Raw genomic sequence first — 22748 nt, 5'->3', positions numbered from 1 at the left:
ATTTCTTGTCTTTTTCCTTTATAACTTTGATAATAATTTTTATTTTTTTAAATGTATATTTTTTAAAATACGTCGAATATAAATTTAAAAATTTAAGGGTTAAAGAGAGTAATTTTGTCTAATTTTCATTATTTTTCAAATAATTCATTTTTGGAAATAAGTTACTAATGTAATAATTAATTATTTCGTAAATTTGACAACTGCCCAAATAGCAATATACATTGTTGGTGAACTTCAAATTTTCGGATTTACAATTGCATTATAGGTATTGTTTAAATTAATTTTTCAAGAACTAAAATCTGAGTAACTTTAATTAGTTCAATGTGCAAAGTTTTTTTTAATAAAATCACTATTACTAACATTACCAATAATTAATGAAATTATTAGACCGCATAAAATTGCTAATGCAATTGCTCCTGGAATTTTTTTAAAATATAAAATGAATATTAGAGTTAAAACAAAAATTCCCATTAAAATTAATGGTCAGTTATCTTTTAAATTTGCTAATGAGGCAATTGGTAAACCGCTACCACTAATTTCTACCAAGCCAATATTTTTAAAACCAATATATGCAATAAAAAAACCAATACCAGTACCAATTGCTAATTTCATTGATTGTGGTAATGATTGTATGATTAACATTCTAATTTTTGTAGCAGATATTAAACAAAATAAAATGGAAGAAATCATTACTGCAATTAAAGCTCCTTCATATCCAATTCCATTATTAGCAATATTAAAAGTAAATACAGCATTTAATCCCATACTTGGTGCTAATCCAACTGGTATATTAGCAGATAATCCCATAATCACTGTACCAATGAATGCAGCAATGGCAGTAGAAATAAAAATTCCCCCAAATTGCATATTCCCATTATTGACATTAATACTTGGTGCACTTGATAAAATGCTAGGTTGTACAGATAAAATGTAAACCATTGCTAAAAAAGTTGTTAAACCACCAATAATTTCTTTTTTAAAAGTAGGATTAAGACTATCAAATTTAAAAAACTTACTAATTGTTTTTTTATAAAACATATGTTATTCCTTTCTTATAGTAAATTTAAAAATAAAAAAATCAACATTTCCCAAGTGTTTGATGTTGATTTATCATGACAAAAAATCATTAATAAACCCATAGTGTTTAATTTTTGGTTAAACATAGAAATACTAGTCCATATTACTAGCATATAAGGGCAAAATTTATTTAATTATACTGATATTTTATACTATATAAGTATTTTAATGTCAAATTTTATGTTAAGTTTAATTTTTGTTTTCTTTCAATAATTTTTATATCTGAAAATAATATTTCTTGATTTACTATGTGTGCTATTTTATTTTCAGTTTTATTTATTTTAAATGTTATTTCTAAAAAGTGTTTTATTCCTTTGTTTTTTATTATTTCTTTATTTTCTTTTAATAATTTTCAAAATTTTTTTCTTCTTTTGCTTTTGCTTTTTGATAAGCAATATTTAGTAGTTTTTGTTCTTCTGTAGTTAAAATACTATTAAATCATTTTGGTCATAGATTTTCTAAAAAATGAGAAGATAGTTCTTTATTATTACATTTAGTAATATTATTAAGTGATTGATTTGTTTTAGGTATTATGGATGTGGTAATTAATGATTTTTGTTGTTTGTTATCTTTTTTAGTTTCACAAATGAAAAGTGATTTTTGATTTTCTAATCACGATTTTAAAGTATAGAGTTCATTTTGTAGTTGTTGATTTTCAATAATTAGATTTGGTATAAAAAATTTTTTTAAGTATTGTTGATAGTTTGTTTTATTTTCATTATCAAGGTAGTTATTAATTGTTTCTAATATAATATTAGTTTGTTGTAATAACGTATATTTTGTTTTAAATTTTGGAATATTAATATTTATTTCTTTTAACTCATTAAAAGTTAATTTTTCAGATAATTTAAAGATTTTTGTCATTTTTTTTGTTATTGGTTTATTAGGAAAAAAATTTGTTGGTATAAAATTTCTATTACTGTTAATGTAGTAAGAGTTATGCCAAAAATAACAAAAATTTTAGAATAGTATTCTAATCAAGTAATATAGTCAGTTAAAGTTGTTTTTAATTTTTTATATTCAAGTTCATTTATATTTTTTTCTGGACTATTATTTATTTTATCTAGTTCTTCAGTACTTTTTTTATGTAATATTCAAATTGTGATAATTGTAATTCAATTCAATGCTAATATACATTTTGTTTTCTTGCTAATTTTTTTCATATTTTTTACGCCCGTAAAAATAAAATACATTTTTTTAAATTTCTATTTTAAAAAAATGTAAACACTAATTTTTAAATAATATATTAAAGTATAACATTTATAATATTTAAAAATATATTTTTATTAAATTTAATTAAAACTTAAAATTTTATTTATTTTTTGAATTATGGAAATTTGTTGTAAAAAAGACAAAATTTGATAACATATAATTATTATTGAGTTTATATCACCCATTACTTTAAATTAAAGTAAATGGGTTTTTGTTTAAAAAAAGGAGAAAAAAGAATGGCTGATAAAACAAATTTGCAAACATTTCATCAAATCATTAAACAACAAATAATAAATGATATTTTAAATAAGTCAGAAATTGCTATAAAAGCAAGACATGGCGGCTTAACAATAAGATTTGAAAAAAATAAAAAAAAATATAAATAATACTGAATTTACTAGTTCTTTTAATTCAAGTCAAATATCACAAACTAAAATAATTGAAAATGGATCACAAAAGTATAGATATAATTCTGTAACAATTTTAGATCTTGATAAACAAATAGCAAAGAAAATAATAATTGAAGAAGCAAGAGCATATAGAATATTAAATTTACAAAAAGAAAATAATGATGAAACTTTAAAAATTGAATTTGAATTAAAAAAAGCAAAGGAAAATTTAGAAAAAATTAAAAATGCAATAGTTAGTGGTCAATTATTTGGTAAAAAAACGTTAAAAAAAAGAAAAAGAGAATTAGCCAAATATGAACATGAAATTAAAGAAAAAACAACTCGGTTAAGGAAATTAAAACAAAGAAAAGAACAATTAAATGAATATCAAAAGATAAATAGTAATATCCAAAATGAATTAAAAAATGATATTAAACAATTTTTAAATAATGACGAAAAGAACAAAACCAAAATATTAACAAAAAATAGAAAAAAAATAAAAAAAACTAAAAATTAAACTTAATAAAATTAACATTTTACAAAAAGAATTAAAATATGAAAATAAAATATTAAAATTAGAAAATGAAATTAAACAAGAAAAAATTGAAAATGGTAAAAAAGTTGAACAAATATATGAAGAAATTTTGACAATAAATAATAATTGTTATTATATAACAACTTTTATACATAATAATCAATCAATTTCAGAAAAAATAATGTTTTTTCATAACTTTGATAATGATAATATACAAATATTAACGCAAACAAAACAATATAAAAATTTAAGTCAATACAAAAATGATCTTTTATTAATAAATAATAATAATTTTGATAGAATACCAATTAAAGAGTTTATAAAAGAACAAACAAAATATAAAGAAAAACCATCTATAGTTGAATTCACAATGTGGGGTGTTATTTCAGTACTTTCTGTTGGTGTTCCAATATTGATTTCTTGTTTACCCTTTGTAAGGAGGGAAATTGCAACAGAATTAAAAGACAAACTTATAGTTGGTTTAATTTCAATTATACTTGGCTTATTTATTAAAACTGCTGCAACAACAGTTTCAACTGCAATAAAAAAAGTTGATTCATGAATTTATAATAAAATGTTTAAAAATCAAGAAAAAATTGAAAAAGATAAAAAAGAATTTAAAACAATAATTAGAGACTTGACAAGTGATAAAGTAGAAACTCAATTAGAAAGACAATTTAATATTTTAAAACAAGAATTAGATAATAGGAAAAAGCAAAAAATAAATAAACTATTAAGTAATAAAATAACGTGAGAAAACCCAGATAAAGCAAAACCAACAGTTACTAATCCTGTTGCTAAAAATTTTGATTTAAGTGTTATAGTTAATTCTACTGATATACAACCCCCAATTAGCCCAGTAACAAAACAACGAAGTTATTCAATATAAAATATTGTTTTAAAAATAATTTTACTGAGTATTTAAAGGGTAGAAAAAATATTCAAAGAATAATAAAGGAAGTAAAAAATATGCCATGAGAACCACATGAAAAATGAAGTACAAAAGATAAAGATTCACTTGCAAAAAAAATAGATGAAGTAAATAATAGTTTTGGAAAAGAAAAAGAAAGAGAAAGACGAGAAAAAGTTGCTGATACATTTGAAAGTAATAAAAATAAGAACATAATAAATGATAAACCTTTAGTAAACATAGATAATAATGCTATTACTAAAGTTGCAAAATGTATTATTTTATAAATAATTAAAAACTACTTAATTAATTAAGTAGTTTTTAATTTAGTTTCATGATAAAAGAAAAAAGAAATTTTATATTTTATAAATTAAAGATGATAGTTAAAACTTGTTAATTTGAGTTTTACCTTATGTTATAATTAAATTAGAGGTGGACTATGGAATGCTACTTTACTAATCATAAAACTAATAATATTTTAATATTGGATGAAGAAGATAGTAAACATCTAATTAAAGTATTACGTCATAAAATTAATGATGAAATAGTTATTATTCATCAAGAACAAAAATATTTAACAAAAATTATTGAAATTACATCAGTTATTAAATGCGAAATTATAAAAACAGTGCCAAATAGTAATTCAGAATTCAGATGTAAAATCACATTAGTAATATCTTTATTAAAAGAACAAAAATTTGATTTAGTCATTCAAAAAGCAGTAGAATTGGGAGTTTATCAAATTGTGCCATTGCAGTTAAAACGATGTGTTAGTGTTTTAACAAGAACAAAAGCAGAACAGAAAGTTTTACGTTGACAAAATATTGCAAAAGCTGCTGCCAAACAATCAAATCGCAATTTAATTCCGATTGTTACACCCGTTGTTTTTGATTTAAAACAATTAGAGCGATATCGGTCTCATCTTAATTTGGTTGCATATGAAAATTCATCAGAAACTAGTTGAATTAGTCAAATAAATAATAAATTATCATCAATAACAATTATAGTTGGACCCGAAGGAGGAATCACTAAAGAAGAAATTGCAACTTTAACACAACTTAATTTTAGTAATATTAGTTTAGGAAAATTAATTTTACGTGCTGAAACTGCACCTTTATTTTTAATGTCAATCATTAATTATGAAACAAGTTTAAAAAGTTAGAGGAGTACAAGATGATTAGAATTGGTATTATTGGAACTGGAAAAATTGTTCAAAGATTTATAAAGCAAGCGTTAACTAATAAAAAAGTTAAAATAACTTGTATATATTCAAGAAGTTTAGATAAAGCAGAAACATGAGCAAAAAAATATAATATTGCCCATAGTACTGATGATTTAAATAAAATGATAGAACATATTGATGCTATTTATATTGCTTCACCAAATGGTTTGCATTACAAACAAAGTAAATTATTTTTAAAAAATAATATTCATGTTTTGGTAGAAAAAACTATTACTTTTACAGTTGAAGAAGTTAAAAACCTAATTTCTTTAGCAAGAAGTAAAAAAATAATTTTATTAGAAGCTTATGTTACTGTTCATTTACCTATTTTTTCTAAATTAAAAAAATTAGTGCATGAAATAAATCCAGAAGTAGTTAACCTTAATTTTAATCGTATTTCTTCAAGAATGCCATCAGTTGAAAAAGGAATATATGATTCTGTTTTTGATAAAGATTTTGGTAAAGGTTCAACTTATGATAGTTTAGTATATCCATTACAATTAGTATTGTATTTATTAGGTAAAGTAAAAACAGTTAAAGCGATGGCAATTAAATTACCTAATGGTGTTAATTTAAGTAATCATGTTATTTTGAAGCATGAAAATGGAACTATTACTACTATTACTTGTAGTAAAGGAGTAACCTCTTATGCACAAAGTGAATTTATAGGTCATAATAGTAGTCTTGTTTTATCACAAGTTCATCCATTAAGTGGAATTAAGGTTTATACTAAAAACGGAATAAAAGAAATCGCAGATAATACCAATGAAGAAAGTTTAATGACATATGAATTAAATGACTTTGTAAAAATGATTAAAAATAAAGATTATTTAAGTCGAGATTATTGATTAAATCATAGTTTAATGAATCTTGAAGTTATTGAAGCAATTATTAAAAGTGAAAATGAATTAGGAGTTGAAGTTTATGAAAAGTAATATTAATTTAAATGAATATATTGATCATACATTATTAAAACCAGAAGCAACATTATCAATGATTGATACATTATGTAAAGAAACTAAAACTTATTATTTTAAAGCAGTTTGTATTAATCCATTTTATGTTAATCGTGCTGTTACTTTATTAAAAAATAGTAATGTTAAAGTATGTACAGTGGTTGGTTTTCCATTGGGTGCCAATACTACACAAACTAAAGTAGCAGAAACAATTAATGCGATTAAAGATGGTGCTCAAGAAATTGATGTTGTTATTAATATTGGGGCACTAAAGGATAATGATCAAAAACTTGTATTGCAAGATCTACAAGCAGTTCGTAATGCATGTCCACAAAATATTATTTTAAAAGTAATAATTGAGTGTAGTTTATTAACAACAGAACAAAAAATTATTGCTTGTCAGTTAGTAACTAAAGTAAAAGCAGATTTTATTAAAACTTCAACTGGTTTTGCTAATGGTGGTGCAACGGTTGCTGATATTAAATTAATGAAGGCAAATATTGGTCCTCATGTTGCAATTAAAGCTTCTGGTGGTATTAAAAATCAAGATGATGCAATGGCGATGATTAATGCTGGTGCTACTAGAATTGGTACTAGTAATGGTGTTGCTATTATTTCAGGACAAGAAACTAAGGGTGGTTATTAAGATAGATATATTGATAATTATAATAAATAAAAAAAAGAAATTAAGATATTTAAAAAAATTAATTATATGTAAAAAATAAAAGTTACCTAGGTAACTTTTATTAATAAAAAATCCCTAATTAAAGGGATTTTGCCTAAGAAACCACGTACTTAACATACGCTTAGTAATCAAGTGGTATACGGTTTATCTTAAAGGACTTTATTGTATTTTACTATACTTTTATATATGATTCAAGTATAATAAATTTGATAACTTATGAAAGTGTAGTATATAATGGTATTTATAATATTAGATGAATCCGGGACTTTATCAATAAATAATAGACATAAATATTTTGTCATAGCAGGCTATATATGTAAAGATATAAGAAAAGTAAAATTTATATATAACAAAGTAAAAAATATTTTAAAAGAAAGTTTAAAAAATAAAATTGAAATAAAAGCTACAGATTTAAATGTTACAGAAAAAGCAATTTTTATAAATCAATTATTAACCTTAAATGATGTTAAATTAATAGGAATTTATATTAATGCAAAAAATCCAAAACTTTTAAAAAATATAAAACATATTGCAGATAAATATAATTTTTTAACTAAAGTTATGTTAAATAAAATTTTTGAAAATATTAAAGAATATTTTGAAGATGAAAGTGAAATTAATTTTAGGATTGATGAAAGATAAGATAAAGGATTATTTCCAAATGGTTTAGAACAATATTTAAAACAAAATTGAAAACTATGTAATGTTAATGAAAATATAAAATTAAATGTAAAATATTTAGATTCTAAAACAAATTTAGATATTCAAATGGCAGATTATATTGCTAATATAATTTTTGTAAAAAAAAATTATCCTGAACATTCACAACCTATAAATTTTATTAATGACTGGGAATTAAATAATAAACTAATATGAGATTATGAAGCTTATCATAATAAAAAAATAATTGAAAAAGATGAAGTAAAAACAACAAAGAATACACATGTTACACATGTAAATCTAGTAAATGTTAAAAAAATAGATAAAATTAAAGAGTTTAAAAAAGTAAATAATAATGTTTTGATAGAAAATATATATCAAAAGGTGAATTTTTGAACATTAACGCACTATAAAAATGGAAGAATATTAATTCAAGGTAAAGAAATTATTGAATTAATAAAAATTTTAGAAATAGAAAATTTTTAGAAAAAACTGTTTAAAATGGTAATTTTTTATAGTAAAAAATAAGCAGTTTCTCATAATTACATTCTATTTTTAATTATTTCACCAATCTTTTTATCATTCCAAATAAAATATTTGATTTATTAGTATTTTATTTCCAAAAATTTGAAAAACTTATCAAAAAAAATAGATTTTTCTGATAAATCAATATATAATTTATGAGATACGAAAGTAAGGAGGCAACAGACTATGGCAGTACCAGCAAGAAGAACGTCAAAAATGCGTAAAAATACACGTCGTGCCCATGATAGTTTATCTGCAACAACTACAACTAACTGTTTAAATTGTGGAGCAATTACTAAACCACATCATGCCTGTATGAAATGCAAGACATACAAAGGTGTAAGTATTACTAATCCATTACAAGCAGAAAAAACATCATCAACAGAAAAAAAATAAAATATGAATATATCTTATCTTAGATTACCTTCCTCTTATTTATTTAAAATAATATTTTAAATATTAGAGGTTTTTTATTTTACAAAATTATTTTATAATAGTTAATAATTTATTAAAATATAGATTATAATTTATTAAAATAGACACTATTTATTAGGAAGTGTAGAGTATGAAAAATAAGGGCTATTATGATTTATTATTAAAGATTAGTGATGATATTACCAATAATTTCCAAATATCACATATTAATGATGAAAAAGAATTAATTAAAGACATTGATCATTATTTAGTTAAACAATTAAATAATACTTTAATTGAACAATTAAAAACGATTAAATCACCAGAAGCAAAAATTGATTTTTTAAATCAAATCATAAGTAATTTTACTACTAATAAATTTAGTAATAACATTTTATTACAAGTAAATGATAGTATAATTGATAATCCTTTAACTTCTAATATTAGATTAAGTGATAATTATTTATTTACTAATGAAAACCAACAAACATTAATTAATCATTTAAATCAGGAAATTAGAACTTGTGATGAAGTATACTTCATTTATCCTTTTATATCAAATTCAATTATTAATAAGTTACGTTCATCATTTACTTACGCTTTAAATCATAATATTACTATTAATTTTATTACTACTACTTTTGATGATATGGCTTTATTTGTTAATTTATATGCATTAGTTAAAATAATAAAAAAGTATCCTAATATTAAAGTTAAAGTTGAAAATAATTTAGAAAAACGTAGTGAAAGAATTCATATTAAAGCTGCTATCTTTAAACGAAATTCAGGTTTTTCTTCAGCAATAATTGGTTCATCAAATTTAACGCAAAAAGGTTTAGCTAGTGGTCGTGAATGAAATATTAAAATTAATGAATTTGATAATAAGCAACTATATCAAAATATTTTAAATCAGTATTATAAATTATGAAATGATAATTTAGTTGATTTAAATGATGAACAACAACGATTACAATTACTATCACGAATTGAATATAATCGATTGCTTGTAAATAAAAAAGATGAACAATGATTAGCAACTAATTATTTTCTTTATGATTTTCAAATTGCCTTAATTAATAAATTAAAGTTAAGAAGAAAACTTAAAAAAACAAAACATTTAATTGTCATGGCAACAGGTGTTGGTAAAACAGTAGTATCTGCTTTTGACTATTTAAATCAAATCAAAGAAAATAATAATCAAAAACCTTCAATTTTATTTTTAGCACATCAAAGAGAAATTATTGAACAAGCAATTATTACTTTTCGAAAAGTAATAAATGATAAAAAATTTGCAACTATTTTAAATAGTAAACAAAATAATTTTCAAGAACAATATTTATTTGCAACAGTACAAACTGTACATAGACATCTAAATAAGTTTAAACGTCAACAATTTGATATTATTATTTTTGATGAAGCTCATCATTTGGCTGCCAAAACTTTTCAGACAATTTTAAATTATTTTCATCCTAAACAAATTATTGGTTTAACAGCAACACCAGAACGAGAAGATAATAAAAACATTATTAATTATTTTGATAATGAGTTTGCACATGAATTACGATTGTGAGATGCAATTAATGAAAAACTTTTATCACCATTTGATTATTATTGTATTGATGACATTACTGCTGATTTAACTGGTATTGATTTAAATAATGATCAACAATTATTTAAAAAATTAAATACTGAAGCAAGAAATAAGTTATTATTAGATGTAATTAATGACTATATTGGATTTTATAGTAATCGGATTTGTTTAATTTTTTGTATTAACATTACTCATGCACAAATTGTTGCTAGATTTTTGCAAAATCACGGCTTAAAAGCAGATTTTTTAACAAGTAAAAATCAAACTAATCGTAGTAAAATCATTAATGATTTTAAAAATAGAATTATTAATTATTTATGTGTAGTAAATATTTTTAATGAGGGAATTGATATTCCTGAAATTGATACTATTATTTTATTACGACCAACTAATTCAAAAACAGTATATTTACAGCAATTAGGAAGAGGATTGAGAAAAACAGAAACTAAACATTGTTTAGAGGTTTATGATTTAATTGCTAATATTGATAAAAAATATGACATAACCATTGGTATTAAAAATCTTTCGAACTCACATATTATAAATGTTAATAAACAATTACCTAATAGTTTTAATTTACCTTATGGATGTACTATTACTTTAGAACCAAGAAGTCAAAACGTCATTTTAACTAATTTAAAGCAATGATATCAATCACGAAAAAAAATTTATTTGGTAATTCAATCATATTATCAACTTTATAATGATAATGCTATTTTTAAAATATTAATTGATTATGATTTGACAATTCAAGAATTTTATAATTTTTTAAATGATTTTTATTTACGAATAGCAAAAAAAATAAAAAATTATCAAACCCATGATAATGATACTAATCGTAATCAAAATATCTTAAAACAATTCTTATTTTTAAATGATTATCAAATAGTTAATTATTTTTATTTAAGATTAAGTCAAGAATTAGATACTGAATTAATTAATTATCATTATGACAATTTATTAATAGCATCATTATTATATGAGGTTACAAGTAATAAAGTATTTAATCGTATTTTTCCAAATTTTAATGAAATACCATGTTTAGTTACAAATTTCATTGAAAATAACAAATTGGTTGTTAATGAACTAAAAATTATTCTTAAATATAAACTAGATTATGAAACATTGTTACTTAATGAACATTTTAATCAAGATTATCCTTTATTATCTTATCAATCAACATTTACTGTGCATCAGGCACTATGTACAATTAATCGTGTTAATTTTAATAAAAAACTTGGACCTTTAAAAATTATTGCCTTTCAAGCGGGTCATTTGACATTTAATGAAAATAAATCAGTAATTTTTGCAGATATTGATGGAACAAATTATGGTAAATTAACTAGTTATAATAAATTAACAAAAGAATATTACTGATCAATACCAGAAAATAAAACGATTAATTCAAAATTAGTGAAAGATTTACAAAATAATAATATTGAAAAAATATTATTTTTAAATAATGATTGTAATAAAAAATTTAAAAATCTTGCTTTAAAGTTGTATGACTTTATTGGTATTGGTCAATATCAATTAACAATTAAGAGTGATTATATTACTATTAAATTTTTAGTAGAATAAATAATATTTTATTTTTTTAATTTTATAAAAAATTTTAATGATTTTAATTTTAAAAAAATAATGTTTTTTTATGATAATTAGGTTGACAATAATTATGGCATGTTGTATTATTATTATTGTCCCAAAAATAAATGGGTTACAAACTAGAAAAAACGATCTTTGAAAACTAAATAGAACAAGAATTAATCCGTCAATTTTTTATTAAAAATTAAATAAGTCAGACATCATCTTTTAACAAAAACAATTTTATTGAGAGTTTGATCCTGGCTCAGGATTAACGCTGGCGGCATGCCTAATACATGCAAGTCGAACGAAAGTAGCAATACTTTAGTGGCGAACGGGTGAGTAACACGTATCTAACCTACCATTTAGTGGGGAATAACTGTTGGAAACGACAGCTAATACCGCATATGTTATTTATTTGCAATGATAAATAATGAAAGGAGCATTTGCTTCGCTAATTGATGGGAATGCGGCGCATTAACTAGTTGGTAAGGTAATGGCTTACCAAGGTAACGATGCGTAGCCGATCTGAGAGGATGAACGGCCACATTGGGACTGAGACACGGCCCAAACTTCTACGGAAGGCAGCAGTAGGGAATTTTTCACAATGGGCGAAAGCCTGATGGAGCAATGCCGCGTGACTGATGAAGGTCTTCGGATTGTAAAGGTCTGTTGTAAGGGAAGAAGTGCTAGAATAGGAAATGATTTTAGTATCGACCATACCTTACCAGAAAGCCACGGCTAACTATGTGCCAGCAGTCGCGGTAATACATAGGTGGCAAGCGTTATCCGGATTTATTGGGCGTAAAGCGTGCGTAGACGGTTTTGCAAGTCTGAGGTTAAATTTAGGGGCTCAACCCCTAACCGCCTTGGAAACTACATTACTAGAGTATAGGAGAGGTTAGTGGAATTTCATGTGTAGCGGTGGAATGTGTAGATATATGAAGGAACACCAGTGGCGAAGGCGGCTAACTGGCCTATTACTGACGTTGTGGCACGAAAGCGTGGGGAGCAAATAGGATTAGATACCCTAGTAGTCCACGCCGTAAACGATGAGTACTAAGTGTTGCCATGAGGCAGTGCTGTAGCTAACGCATTAAGTACTCCGCCTGAGTAGTATGCTTGCAAGAGTGAAACTCAAAGGAATTGACGGGGACCCGCACAAGCGGTGGAGCATGTGGTTTAATTCGAAGCAACGCGAAGAACCTTACCAGGTCTTGACATACCTTGCGAAGCTATAGAGATATAGTAGAGGTTAACAAGGATACAGGTGGTGCATGGTTGTCGTCAGTTCGTGTCGTGAGATGTTTGGTTAAGTTCAGCAACGAACGCAACCCTTGTCCTTAGTTGCCAGCATTAAGTTGGGGACTCTAAGGAGACTGCTAGTGTAAGTTAGAGGAAGGTGGGGACGACGTCAAATCATCATGCCCCTTATGACCTGGGCTACACACGTGCTACAATGGCTGATACAAAGAGTCGCTAAACCGCGAGGTCAAGCAAATCTCAAAAAGTCAGTCTCAGTCCGGATTGAAGTCTGCAACTCGACTTCATGAAGTCGGAATCGCTAGTAATCGCGAATCAGCAATGTCGCGGTGAATACGTTCTCGGGTCTTGTACACACCGCCCGTCAAACCACGAGAGTTGGCAATGCCAGAAGTCGGTGTCCTAACCGCAAGGAGGGAGCTGCCAAAGGCAGGGTTGATGATTGGGGTTAAGTCGTAACAAGGTATCCCTACCGGAAGGTGGGGATGGATCACCTCCTTTCTATGGAGTTTAGTTTCTAATAAGAAACCAAGACAACAAGAAAAATTAGATGGATGATTTATTGGATTATTTCTTTTGTTCTGTTTAGTTTTCAGGGATTGTTTTTTCTGAACAATTGTTCTTTAAAAACTGGATAATAGACATCTTTTAAAAAAATAAGATAATTTTTATTTTGCAATAGGATATTCTAAAAATAAATTATTAAGAGCGTATGGTGGATGCCTTGGAATTGGAAGACGATGAAGGACGCGATTACCTGCGATAAGCTTCGGGGAGCTGGAAATAAGCTTTGATCCGGAGATGTCCGAATGGGGAAACCCACTATCTTTAATCAGATAGTACTGTACAATGAATTCATAGTTGTGCAGAGTGATACCTAGAGAATTGAAACATCTTAGTACCTAGAGGAAAAGAAAGCGAATGCGATTCCCTTAGTAGCGGCGAGCGAAAAGGGAGCAGCCTAAACCAGTCGTCAGACTGGGGTTATAGGACTGTCTATTAGGTTCCACCTATGAAGAGTTACAAAATTTATATATAGCAGAAGTTGTTGGGAAGCAACGCTATAGATGGTGAAAGCCCAGTATGCGAAATGTATAAATCTCTTGACAGTATCCTGAGTACGGCGAGGCACGTGGAACCTTGTCGGAATTTGCGCAGACCACTGCGTAAGGCTAAATACTAACCAATTACCGATAGTGAACCAGTACCGTGAGGGAAAGGTGAAAAGTACCCCGAGAGGGGAGTGAAATAGTTTCTGAAACCATATGCTTACAACAAGTCGGAGCCCGTTAATGGGTGACGGTGTGCCTTTTGTAGAATGAGCCGGCGAGTTACGATTACATGCAAGGTTAAGTTGAAAAGACGGAGCCGAAGTGAAAGCGAGCCTGAATAGGGCGTTTAGTATGTGGTCGTAGACCCGAAACCAGGTGATCTAGCCATGAGCAGGTTGAAGTTAATGTAACAGTTAATGGAGGACCGAACCAACGTTCGTTGAAAAGACCGTGGATGACTTGTGGCTAGCGGTGAAATTCCAATCGAACCTGGAGATAGCTGGTTCTCCCCGATATAGTTTTAGGACTAGCGTCAGAATTAGTGCAATGGAGGTAAAGCTCTGAATGTATGATGGCCCCACCTCGGGGTACTGAATGCAGTTAAACTGCGAATGCCATTGTTACATATCTGGCAGTCAGTCTATGGGTGATAAGGTCCATGGACGTGAGGGAAACAGCCCAGATCATCAGCTAAGGTCCCCAAATCAATGCTAAGTGGAAAACGATGTGGAATTGTTCAGACAGCTAGGAGGTTGGCTTAGAAGCAGCCATCCTTTAAAGAGTGCGTAACAGCTCACTAGTCGAATGATTCTGCGCGGAAAATGTACCGGGGCTAAGCATTGTACCGAAGCTATGGGTCTATATGTATGTTTACATATATTGTGGGCGGTAGGGGAGCGTTCTAATCTGCGACGAAGTTAGACCGGAAGGACTAGTGGAGCGTTTAGAAGTGAGAATGCCGGTGTGAGTAACGATTGAAGGTGAGAATCCTTCATGCCGATTGACCAAGGTTTCCTGGGCTAGGTTCGTCCACCCAGGGTTAGTCAGGACCTAAGGCGAGGCCGAAAGGCGTAGTCGATGGATAACAGGTTGATATTCCTGTACCACCATGGTGACTGATGGAATGACGGAGAAGGCTAAAATGTCCCAGTGGTTGGTAGTGCTGGGCTAAGTACAAAGAGGGTTGTGTAGGCAAATCCGCACAGCGTTAACCTTGAAGTACGATGGGGAGTGAACGGTTCGCTTAGTAACGAAGCATTTGATGCCATACTTCCAAGAAAAGTTTCTAAAGACATCACCATGGTGCCTGTACCGAGAACGGACACATGTGGTCAAGGAGAATATCCTAAGGCAAGCGAGATAACTATAGCTAAGGAACTCTGCAAAATAACCCCGTAAGTTAGCGAGAAGGGGAACTCATAGCAATATGAGTCGCAGTGAAGAGGTCCGGGCGACTGTTTAGCAAAAACATAGCTCTCTGCTAAGTCGTAAGACGATGTATAGGGGGTGACGCCTGCCCAGTGCTGGAAGGTTAAAGAGATTTGTTAGCGTAAGCGAAGCTTTGAACTGAAGCCCCAGTGAACGGCGGCCGTAACTATAACGGTCCTAAGGTAGCGAAATTCCTTGTCAGGTAAGTTCTGACCCGCACGAAAGGCGTAACGATCCGGACGCTGTCTCGGCTATAGACTCGGTGAAATCTTAGTACCTGTGAAGATGCAGGTTACCCGCGATTAGACGGAAAGACCCCGTGGAGCTTTACTACAACTTGATATTGAATTTTGGTGTAGTTTGTACAGCATAGGTGGGAGACGTTGATATGCAGACGCTAGTAGGTATGGAGTCACCATTGGGATACCACCCTTGCTATATTGAAATTCTAACTTGAGACCATAATCTGGTCTAAGGACAGTGTCTGGTGGGTAGTTTGACTGGGGCGGTCGCCTCCTAAAAAGTAACGGAGGCGCCCAAAGGTACCCTCAATATGAATGGAAATCATATGTAGAGCGCAAAGGTAAAAGGGTGCTTGACTGCGAGACATACAAGTCGAGCAGGAACGAAAGTTGGGCTTAGTGATCCGGCGGTGCTGTGTGGAAAGGCCGTTGCTCAACGGATAAAAGTTACCCCGGGGATAACAGGCTAATCTCTCCCAATAGTTCATATAGACGGGGAGGTTTGGCACCTCGATGTCGGCTCATCGCATCCTGGAGGTGTAGTCGCTTCCAAGGGTTGGGCTGTTCGCCCATTAAAGCGGTACGCGAGCTGGGTTCAGAACGTCGTGAGACAGTTTGGTCCCTATCTGTCGTGGGCGCAAGAAATTTGAGGAAAGCTGTTCCTAGTACGAGAGGACCGGAATGGACCTACCTCTGGTGCACCAGTTGTCACGCCAGTGGCACAGCTGGGTAGCTATGTAGGGCATGAATAAGCGCTGAAAGCATCTAAGCGCGAAGTCAGTTCCAAGATGAGATTTCTCATTCGAAAGAAGTAAGATCCCTTGAATACTACAAGGTTGATAGGTCAGGTGTGTAAGCATAGTGATATGTTCAGCTTACTGATACTAATAGATCGAGGATTTATTGAAGAATATATTCTCTATTGCAAATCAAAAGTAATCAAATTTAAAGATGTCTGTTTCTAGTTTTTAGGGAACAATTGCTAAACTATTTGGTGTCCATGGCGGAGTGGTCACACCTGTTCCCATCTCGAACACAGCAGTTAAGCACTCCAGCGACGAAAATACCAGCAATGGGAAAATAGCACGATACCAAATTTTTTTGTTTGTGTTAGTATTTAATTTAAAATTTAAATTTTTTTTATGTTAAGATTGAGAGTATTAAAATGTAAAAAAGATTTTAAGAAAAAAGGAGAAAAAATGGATAAGGTTGAAAAGAAATTAGATAAAAAATTATATATTGGAGCTAAAATTGGATTCATAACAAATATTATAAATATTATTTGAAGTGTAATTATTACAATTATTTTAGCAACAGCAAGTAGTGTCATTTTTAAAAGTTTTACAAAATATGATCACACTTCATTAACATCAGGAGTTAGTACAATATTTATTGTTGGATTGATTTTTGGACTTTTAATTGCTATTGGATTTTCAATTGCAATAATTATTATGTGCAATAATGTTTTAAAAGGAAATGCTAATAGTGGTTTAGCTGTTGGAATTGTAACTTTGGTTTTAGCAGGTTTTTCTTTAATAGTTATGTTTTCATCAAATTTTAATTTTATTAGTGGTATTAATATTATTTTTTTAGGACTTAATATTGCTTCAGGTGTATTATTAATTATTGGTAAATATTTTCCAGTTACTAATAAACCAGAAGAAGTAGTTTCTATGGTAAATGAATAATTAAAAATATTTAATAAATTGTATAAATAAGGCTTTTAATTTCTAAAGCCTTATTTTATTTTTTATAATTTAAAACCATAAGGATAAGTAATGATTGGAAAATTTGGTTTATCATCATCATGCTTTTTTTTATATTGTATGTTATTAATTCATAAATAAAGGTATTGTAAACCAATACTAATAATTAACAGAAAAATAATAGCAGTAACTAATACTCCTACACCATATTTTTGGTAGTTGAAAAAAAAGTAAGGATAACAAATATTAATATTTTCTCCTTGTTTAATACGTAGTACACCACGAACCATTACCATTACTACATAAAAACAAGGATAAAATAAAATAAATCACATATAAAGTTTATGATGATTTTTTAGTGAATAAAAATCACGTCCACATGATAAAGCAAAATTTAAAATCATAACAATTGGCATAATTAGATTTAGAATTATTGTTTTAAATCATAAATAAATATCAGTTCCATATTTACTTCTTTCTTGGCTATTACTAATGATACCTATTCAAAATACTAACATTGTAATTGTAATATAAATAGTAATGCTTAATAAAATATAAAAACTTGGTTTTGAATTTTCTTTAAATTTACTTTCAAATAAAAAAGCAAATAAATAAATGAGTACTAAATAATTAGTTTGAGTTGTAAAATAAAAATAATAAATTGCCAATCTTTCAGTTGATTTATCAACATTAGGAACAATGAAAGCATTGGGATAATTAATAGTAATTATTAAATCAAAAATTAAGAATAAAGAAATAATAAGTAGACCAAATAAACGTCAAATAATTTTAATAAGATTTCTTTTTTTTAATCGGTATTCACTACTATTTTTTCAATTCATATTTTTTCTCCTATTTATATTAGAATTAAATTTAATTAAATTTCCTATCAAAAATTTAATTTTTTATTATGATTGAATATGCTACTTATTTAGTATATCAAGTTTTTTCTTATCACTATTAATATTTACTAACTGATTATTTAAAACACTTAATAAGTGCTAAATTGTAAAGGTAAGTGCAACTAAATTATTTTTCTATCCAAATATTCGATTGGTGAAAGATAATTTAGTATTTTTCTTGGTCTTTGGTTTAAAGACAATATAAATTTATGAACTTCATTTTTATTAGTTTTTGAAAAAATAAATTTTTTAGGAAATTTTTCTCTAATTAAACCATTAGTATTTTCATTAGTACCTCTTTGTCAAGGTGAATATGGATTGGCAAAATAAATTTTTATATCTAAATTTTTTTCAAGTTGTTGTCAATTTGAAAATTCTTTGCCACGATCAAAAGTAATAGTTTTAACAATGTTTTTAGGAAGAATTGATAAATAATAACTAACATTTTTATTAATAACTTTAGTAGTTCTGTTTTTAACTAATATTGCTAAAGTAAATCGTGATACTCTTTCAACTAAAGTTATTAAACATGATTTGCTTTTACCTCGTGATGATACTATAGTATCTCCTTCTCAATGACCAAGTGTTATACGATCATTAACATTTATATCTCGTTCTTTAATTGATTTACCATTAAACTTGCCACGATTTTCTTTAGATTTTCGTTTTTTACCTTTTCTTCTTAAATTTTTACTAGTAACTTTATCAAGCATTCCAAAATAAATTCAAGTATAAATTGTTTTAAAACTAATAACTCACTCTTTATGAAAATTTTTAATTCTGCCATAAATTTGTTCAGGTGATCAACCTAATAGTAATTTTTGTTGTACATATTTTACTAAATTCTTATTTTTAAACTTATGAAAACTAATATGTGATTGTTTTCGATTTTCAGCTTTATTTTGTGCAATTAATGAAAAATAATGATTATTATCTTTATTTCTATTAATTTCTCGAATAATAGTACTAATACTTCGATTAAGATTTTTAGCTATTTCACTAATTTTAAATTTAAATTTCAATTGATTCTCAATATAAATCCTTTCATCTATGCCAAGATGTTTATAACTCATATAAAAACTCCTTACTTTTTTCTAAACTAAATTTAGCATTATGAAATTTTTATATGAGAATTTTTTGCAATTTTATTTACTTGCACTTACAAGTATAACTCAGCAAGTTAAAAAAATTAACTTATTAATTATTTAATCTTGATTTTTTGGTAATAAAGTTTATTATTAATGTTAAGGATATAATTTTATCCTTATAATTTTAATGAATATATAAGTAATTATATAAGTATTAAAATTATATATGTTGATTTAACAAAAAGTTTAATAATTGATTATATATCCTTAGTTTTATTAAAATAAAACTAAGATTTTAAGTATTTAATTAAATATACTTAATTTAATATTATAATTATAAACACAAATAATAGGTAAAAAAGGAGTAATCATAATGACAAATTTCTTATCTTTTAGTTTTAAAACAATAAGTTTGGCTTTGGCATTATCTCTTACTAGTAGTTTAATGATAGTTACTAATCATCAATCTAATATTAGTACTGTTAATGACAGTAACAAACTTTCTGGGTTTCATATTACTGTTAAGGAAAATAATAAAAATTTAATTAGTGAAGCCAATACTTGAAATTCAATTAATAATAAGTATGAAGATTTTATTAGATTGCATAAAGAAGTAATAACAGAACAATTTAATGATATTAATAAGGTTAATAATAATTCAAATGATGATATTAGTAAAGAAGTTAATAAGAAATTTAAGGAACAAATCGAAAACAAAGCTAATAATATCTTACCAGATAATGGTATTAAATATTTTACTGATAAAGTTATTGGTCGTAGTGTTGCTAAACAAAGTTTTAATGATATTGCTAGTTTTGGTTATGTTTATGTTGGTTACCATGATAATAGTTTACCAGCACAGATTAACAATGGTATTTTTGCAACGGTAAATCCTAGGGCAGATTTTAATAATTATTTTAGTATTCCTTATATGATTAAACCAAGCGATGATTTTTTAAATAGTCATAAAAGCGTTCAAGATCGGTTAGCAATTTTACCACTTAATAATGGTAATCCCAATGATACTAATCAACCAATGTTAGCTATTTTAGCAAAAAATAAAAATGATAAGAATGAACAATTATTAATAAATGATAAAAATGATGAAGTTTTTGATAATGGTTCAATTAGTTATGCAATATTAAATCATAAACCAGACGATCATTTAAAATCAACTAGTTTTAATGTTAGTGTTAAAGATAGTGGCTATAGTAAAACTATTAAGTTAACAAATAATAGTTCAAATATTCAATTTAGTACTATTAGTGATGAAAAAGTTAAAGAAAATCCTGTAATTACACCTCAATATTTAGTTCAAAATAATTCACAAGATAATAAAAATACATTAATAGTTATGAATAAAGCTATTGAGAAAGCTAAAGTAAATATTAGTGATTCACAACAACATTGACTAAAATGAAAAGTTGATTCACAAACTTTACAAAAAGCAAAAAATGATTTAGGAACACCTATTAAAGATGGTGATAATTTAACTCTTAATCAAGGAAGTAATTTTCAAGTTTATTGTATAGGTTTAGATACATCTGACTTACAACGTCAAGCTGCTTCTGAACAATATATTACTGTTTATAGAAGCAATACAAAAATACCTAATTTTCCAAATTGTACTGATTTTTTTGAAAAAACTAATAATTTATTAGCAGGTTTTCAACAATATTTAAATAGTGCTACTAATAATAGTATTAAAATTGAAGATTTAAAAAATAATGCTGCTGGTGAGTTTTTATCATGATTTATTCAATATCAAGGTGATATTACTAAACAAAATTATGTTAATTATTTACAAAGTAATAATTCAGATCGTCCCTGAGATGTTAATATACCATTAACAACTAAAATGTTAATTAATAATTGAAATATTATTATCATTTGTGGCTTCATTATTAGTTTTTTAACTATAATTCCAATAGTTGTTGTTATTATTCGTAAAAAGAAATATTTAAAATAAAGTTTATTATTTTTAAGTAGTACTTGTTAAAATGCAATATATTATATAAAAATATAAAATGATAAGTGTAAAAAATGTTATTACTTGTTTTTTCTTTTTAGTGAGTTACAATAAAAATGGTAGTTATAAATGTTTAGAAAATATTTAAGTAATGCCGGTTTTAATTTTATATTTGACTTTAAGTCCTTGTATAGCATATATAGCATACAAGGAGTTTTTATATAATTTTAAAATAAAATATATTAAGAAAAAGGAGGGAAAAAATAACAAAATAATATTTAAAAAAATAATACAATTTCAAATTTTACTTTTCACAAATATATATTCCTCCCTACAATTATTTTTCAATATTTTTTAAATAATAAATAATAGTAATAAAGTGTACTAGTTTATAAACTAGTACACTTTATTTATAAATTATTTTACATTAAAAATTTGTATCTCTTAAAGCTGCTATTGGTTTATTATTTTTCTTATAAAGAATATTATTATAAAGAGTAAAAAGTAACATCAAAATTAGGTATAAGATTAAAATTGCAAAGATATAAATAAAGAAAGTAGTTAAACTTTTATGAAAATCTAAAAATGGATATGGAAATGAATAATCAATTTCTGTCGTTCCTTTTCTTAAAAAACCAACAAAATTTCCTTTAGCAAGTGCATAACCTAAATATGCAAACATGTAAATAGAAATAATTGGTATTCAAAGATATGTTTGTTTTCCGAGTTTTCAGTAGTATTTACCAGCAGAAAACATAAAATATAAAATCACTATCACTGGTACTATTAAATGTAATAAAAATGTATTTATAAAATTTAATATGCTAATACTATTACTACTATCTAAATTATTTATCATTGGTTTAAATAATACAGCAAAAAATACGATAAGAGTTACGGTAATATAAACAGTAATTGCTAATGAAAATCGCCCAAAAACAAATTGTGCGCGATTTTCATGAAAACGATTTGTTAATACAAAACAAAAGAAAAGAAAAACTAAAAAATTTGATTGAATAGTAAAGGTAGAAATCATTGTTCAAATACCAACTCATGGGCCATCTGGAGTTCATAAATTATGAGGATTAGGTGTTCCAACTGTTATTGGTTTATACTCAATTAAAACTATTGCAAATTGCATTATTAGACCTATAACAGCAATAATTAGCCCAAATCAAAGTAAAAAATCAGAAAATTTACTTTTAAATCCTATATTTTTTCTTATTCCCATATGGATCAACTCACAATTCTATATTTTTTCTATTTTAATTACATTATACATGATATTATAATAAGTATGTAAGATATTAGAAAATTATTAATAGCAACTAAATGAAA

19 protein-coding genes, 3 rRNA genes and 1 riboswitch are annotated in these 22748 nt (G+C 26.8%); of the genes, 16 read left to right on the top strand and 6 right to left on the bottom strand.

The features are described from left to right. Window positions 1-309: 309 nt before the first annotated feature. From AACK81_RS05750 to AACK81_RS05740, 3 genes are all read right to left on the bottom strand, one after another. Window positions 310-1038, bottom strand: coding sequence for an NCS2 family permease (locus AACK81_RS05750; RefSeq protein ID WP_338960494.1), 729 nt, complete (start codon window positions 1036-1038; stop codon window positions 310-312). An 80-nt stretch (window positions 1039-1118) separates the two neighbouring features. Next, window positions 1119-1216, bottom strand: a riboswitch (purine riboswitch). Window positions 1217-1419: 203 nt separating this feature from the next. Then, a complete protein-coding gene (locus tag AACK81_RS05745) occupies window positions 1420-1941 on the bottom strand; it encodes a hypothetical protein (RefSeq protein ID WP_338960492.1) in 522 nt (173 codons plus the stop codon). 8 nt (window positions 1942-1949) lie between these two features. Further along, window positions 1950-2240: a hypothetical protein gene (locus tag AACK81_RS05740; protein ID WP_338960490.1), complete on the bottom strand. Its 291-nt coding sequence runs from the start codon at window positions 2238-2240 to the stop codon at window positions 1950-1952. Between the two features lie 285 nt (window positions 2241-2525). Between AACK81_RS05740 and AACK81_RS05735 the strand changes: the two genes are divergently transcribed. The 15 genes from AACK81_RS05735 to AACK81_RS05665 all read left to right on the top strand — a co-directional run bounded on the left by AACK81_RS05735 (window position 2526) and on the right by AACK81_RS05665 (window position 17433). Further along, a complete protein-coding gene (locus AACK81_RS05735) occupies window positions 2526-2675 on the top strand; it encodes a hypothetical protein (RefSeq protein WP_338960489.1) in 150 nt (49 codons plus the stop codon). Further along, complete coding sequence (locus AACK81_RS05730; protein ID WP_338960487.1) at window positions 2647-3195, top strand: hypothetical protein; 549 nt, start codon at window positions 2647-2649, stop codon at window positions 3193-3195. The genes AACK81_RS05735 and AACK81_RS05730 overlap by 29 nt, the downstream gene beginning before the upstream one ends. Window positions 3196-3322: 127 nt before the next feature. Continuing rightward, window positions 3323-4102 carry a hypothetical protein gene (locus AACK81_RS05725; protein ID WP_338960485.1) on the top strand — a complete coding sequence of 260 codons (780 nt, stop codon included), beginning with the start codon at window positions 3323-3325 and terminating at the stop codon, window positions 4100-4102. An 80-nt stretch (window positions 4103-4182) separates the two neighbouring features. Then, complete coding sequence (locus AACK81_RS05720) at window positions 4183-4410, top strand: hypothetical protein (RefSeq protein ID WP_338960483.1); 228 nt, start codon at window positions 4183-4185, stop codon at window positions 4408-4410. Between the two features lie 152 nt (window positions 4411-4562). Continuing rightward, a complete protein-coding gene (locus AACK81_RS05715) occupies window positions 4563-5285 on the top strand; it encodes an RsmE family RNA methyltransferase (protein WP_338960481.1) in 723 nt (240 codons plus the stop codon). 11 nt (window positions 5286-5296) lie between these two features. Next, window positions 5297-6280, top strand: coding sequence for a Gfo/Idh/MocA family oxidoreductase (locus AACK81_RS05710; protein WP_338960479.1), 984 nt, complete (start codon window positions 5297-5299; stop codon window positions 6278-6280). Further along, complete coding sequence (gene deoC, locus AACK81_RS05705) at window positions 6270-6947, top strand: deoxyribose-phosphate aldolase (RefSeq protein ID WP_338960477.1); 678 nt, start codon at window positions 6270-6272, stop codon at window positions 6945-6947. Before AACK81_RS05710 ends, deoC begins: the two co-directional genes overlap by 11 nt. A gap of 273 nt (window positions 6948-7220) precedes the next feature. After that, window positions 7221-7628 carry a DUF3800 domain-containing protein gene (locus AACK81_RS05700; RefSeq protein WP_338960475.1) on the top strand — a complete coding sequence of 136 codons (408 nt, stop codon included), beginning with the start codon at window positions 7221-7223 and terminating at the stop codon, window positions 7626-7628. Window positions 7629-7754: 126 nt separating this feature from the next. Continuing rightward, window positions 7755-8132 carry a hypothetical protein gene (locus AACK81_RS05695; protein WP_338960473.1) on the top strand — a complete coding sequence of 126 codons (378 nt, stop codon included), beginning with the start codon at window positions 7755-7757 and terminating at the stop codon, window positions 8130-8132. 225 nt (window positions 8133-8357) lie between these two features. Then, on the top strand, window positions 8358-8567 hold the full coding sequence (gene rpmF / locus AACK81_RS05690) for a 50S ribosomal protein L32 (protein ID WP_281747878.1): 210 nt from the start codon (window positions 8358-8360) through the stop codon (window positions 8565-8567). Window positions 8568-8736: 169 nt separating this feature from the next. Then, window positions 8737-11757, top strand: coding sequence for a DEAD/DEAH box helicase family protein (locus tag AACK81_RS05685; protein ID WP_338960469.1), 3021 nt, complete (start codon window positions 8737-8739; stop codon window positions 11755-11757). A 245-nt stretch (window positions 11758-12002) separates the two neighbouring features. Further along, a 16S ribosomal RNA gene (locus tag AACK81_RS05680) occupies window positions 12003-13524 on the top strand. Window positions 13525-13715: 191 nt separating this feature from the next. Next, window positions 13716-16653, top strand: a 23S ribosomal RNA gene (locus tag AACK81_RS05675). A gap of 82 nt (window positions 16654-16735) precedes the next feature. Further along, window positions 16736-16842, top strand: a 5S ribosomal RNA gene (rrf, locus tag AACK81_RS05670). The 16S, 23S and 5S rRNA genes sit together here, the layout of an rRNA operon. A 102-nt stretch (window positions 16843-16944) precedes the next feature. Beyond that, the gene (locus AACK81_RS05665; protein WP_338960468.1) at window positions 16945-17433 is read left to right on the top strand and encodes a hypothetical protein; all 489 of its coding nucleotides are present in this window, start codon (window positions 16945-16947) and stop codon (window positions 17431-17433) included. Window positions 17434-17495: 62 nt separating this feature from the next. Here AACK81_RS05665 and AACK81_RS05660 read toward each other — a convergent pair whose 3' ends face one another. Beyond that, window positions 17496-18293, bottom strand: a complete 798-nt coding sequence (locus AACK81_RS05660) for a Pr6Pr family membrane protein (protein ID WP_338960467.1) — start codon at window positions 18291-18293, stop codon at window positions 17496-17498. Window positions 18294-18475: 182 nt separating this feature from the next. Beyond that, the gene (locus AACK81_RS05655) at window positions 18476-19426 is read right to left on the bottom strand and encodes an IS30 family transposase (RefSeq protein ID WP_338960236.1); all 951 of its coding nucleotides are present in this window, start codon (window positions 19424-19426) and stop codon (window positions 18476-18478) included. Between the two features lie 388 nt (window positions 19427-19814). Between AACK81_RS05655 and AACK81_RS05650 the strand changes: the two genes are divergently transcribed. Next, window positions 19815-21410, top strand: a complete 1596-nt coding sequence (locus tag AACK81_RS05650; RefSeq protein ID WP_338960465.1) for a hypothetical protein — start codon at window positions 19815-19817, stop codon at window positions 21408-21410. Window positions 21411-21837: 427 nt separating this feature from the next. On the opposite strand, the gene AACK81_RS05645 is transcribed toward AACK81_RS05650, so the two are convergent. Next, a complete protein-coding gene (locus AACK81_RS05645; RefSeq protein WP_338960463.1) occupies window positions 21838-22551 on the bottom strand; it encodes a hypothetical protein in 714 nt (237 codons plus the stop codon). Window positions 22552-22748 lie beyond the last annotated feature (197 nt).

This window comes from Spiroplasma endosymbiont of Lasioglossum villosulum (assembly GCF_964020195.1).
Classification (GTDB): Bacteria; Bacillota_I; Bacilli_A; order Mycoplasmatales; family VBWQ01; genus Spiroplasma_E; species Spiroplasma_E ixodetis_A.
The sequence above is the reverse complement of the archived record's forward strand: the minus strand, read 5'-3'. Positions and strand labels throughout refer to the sequence as shown.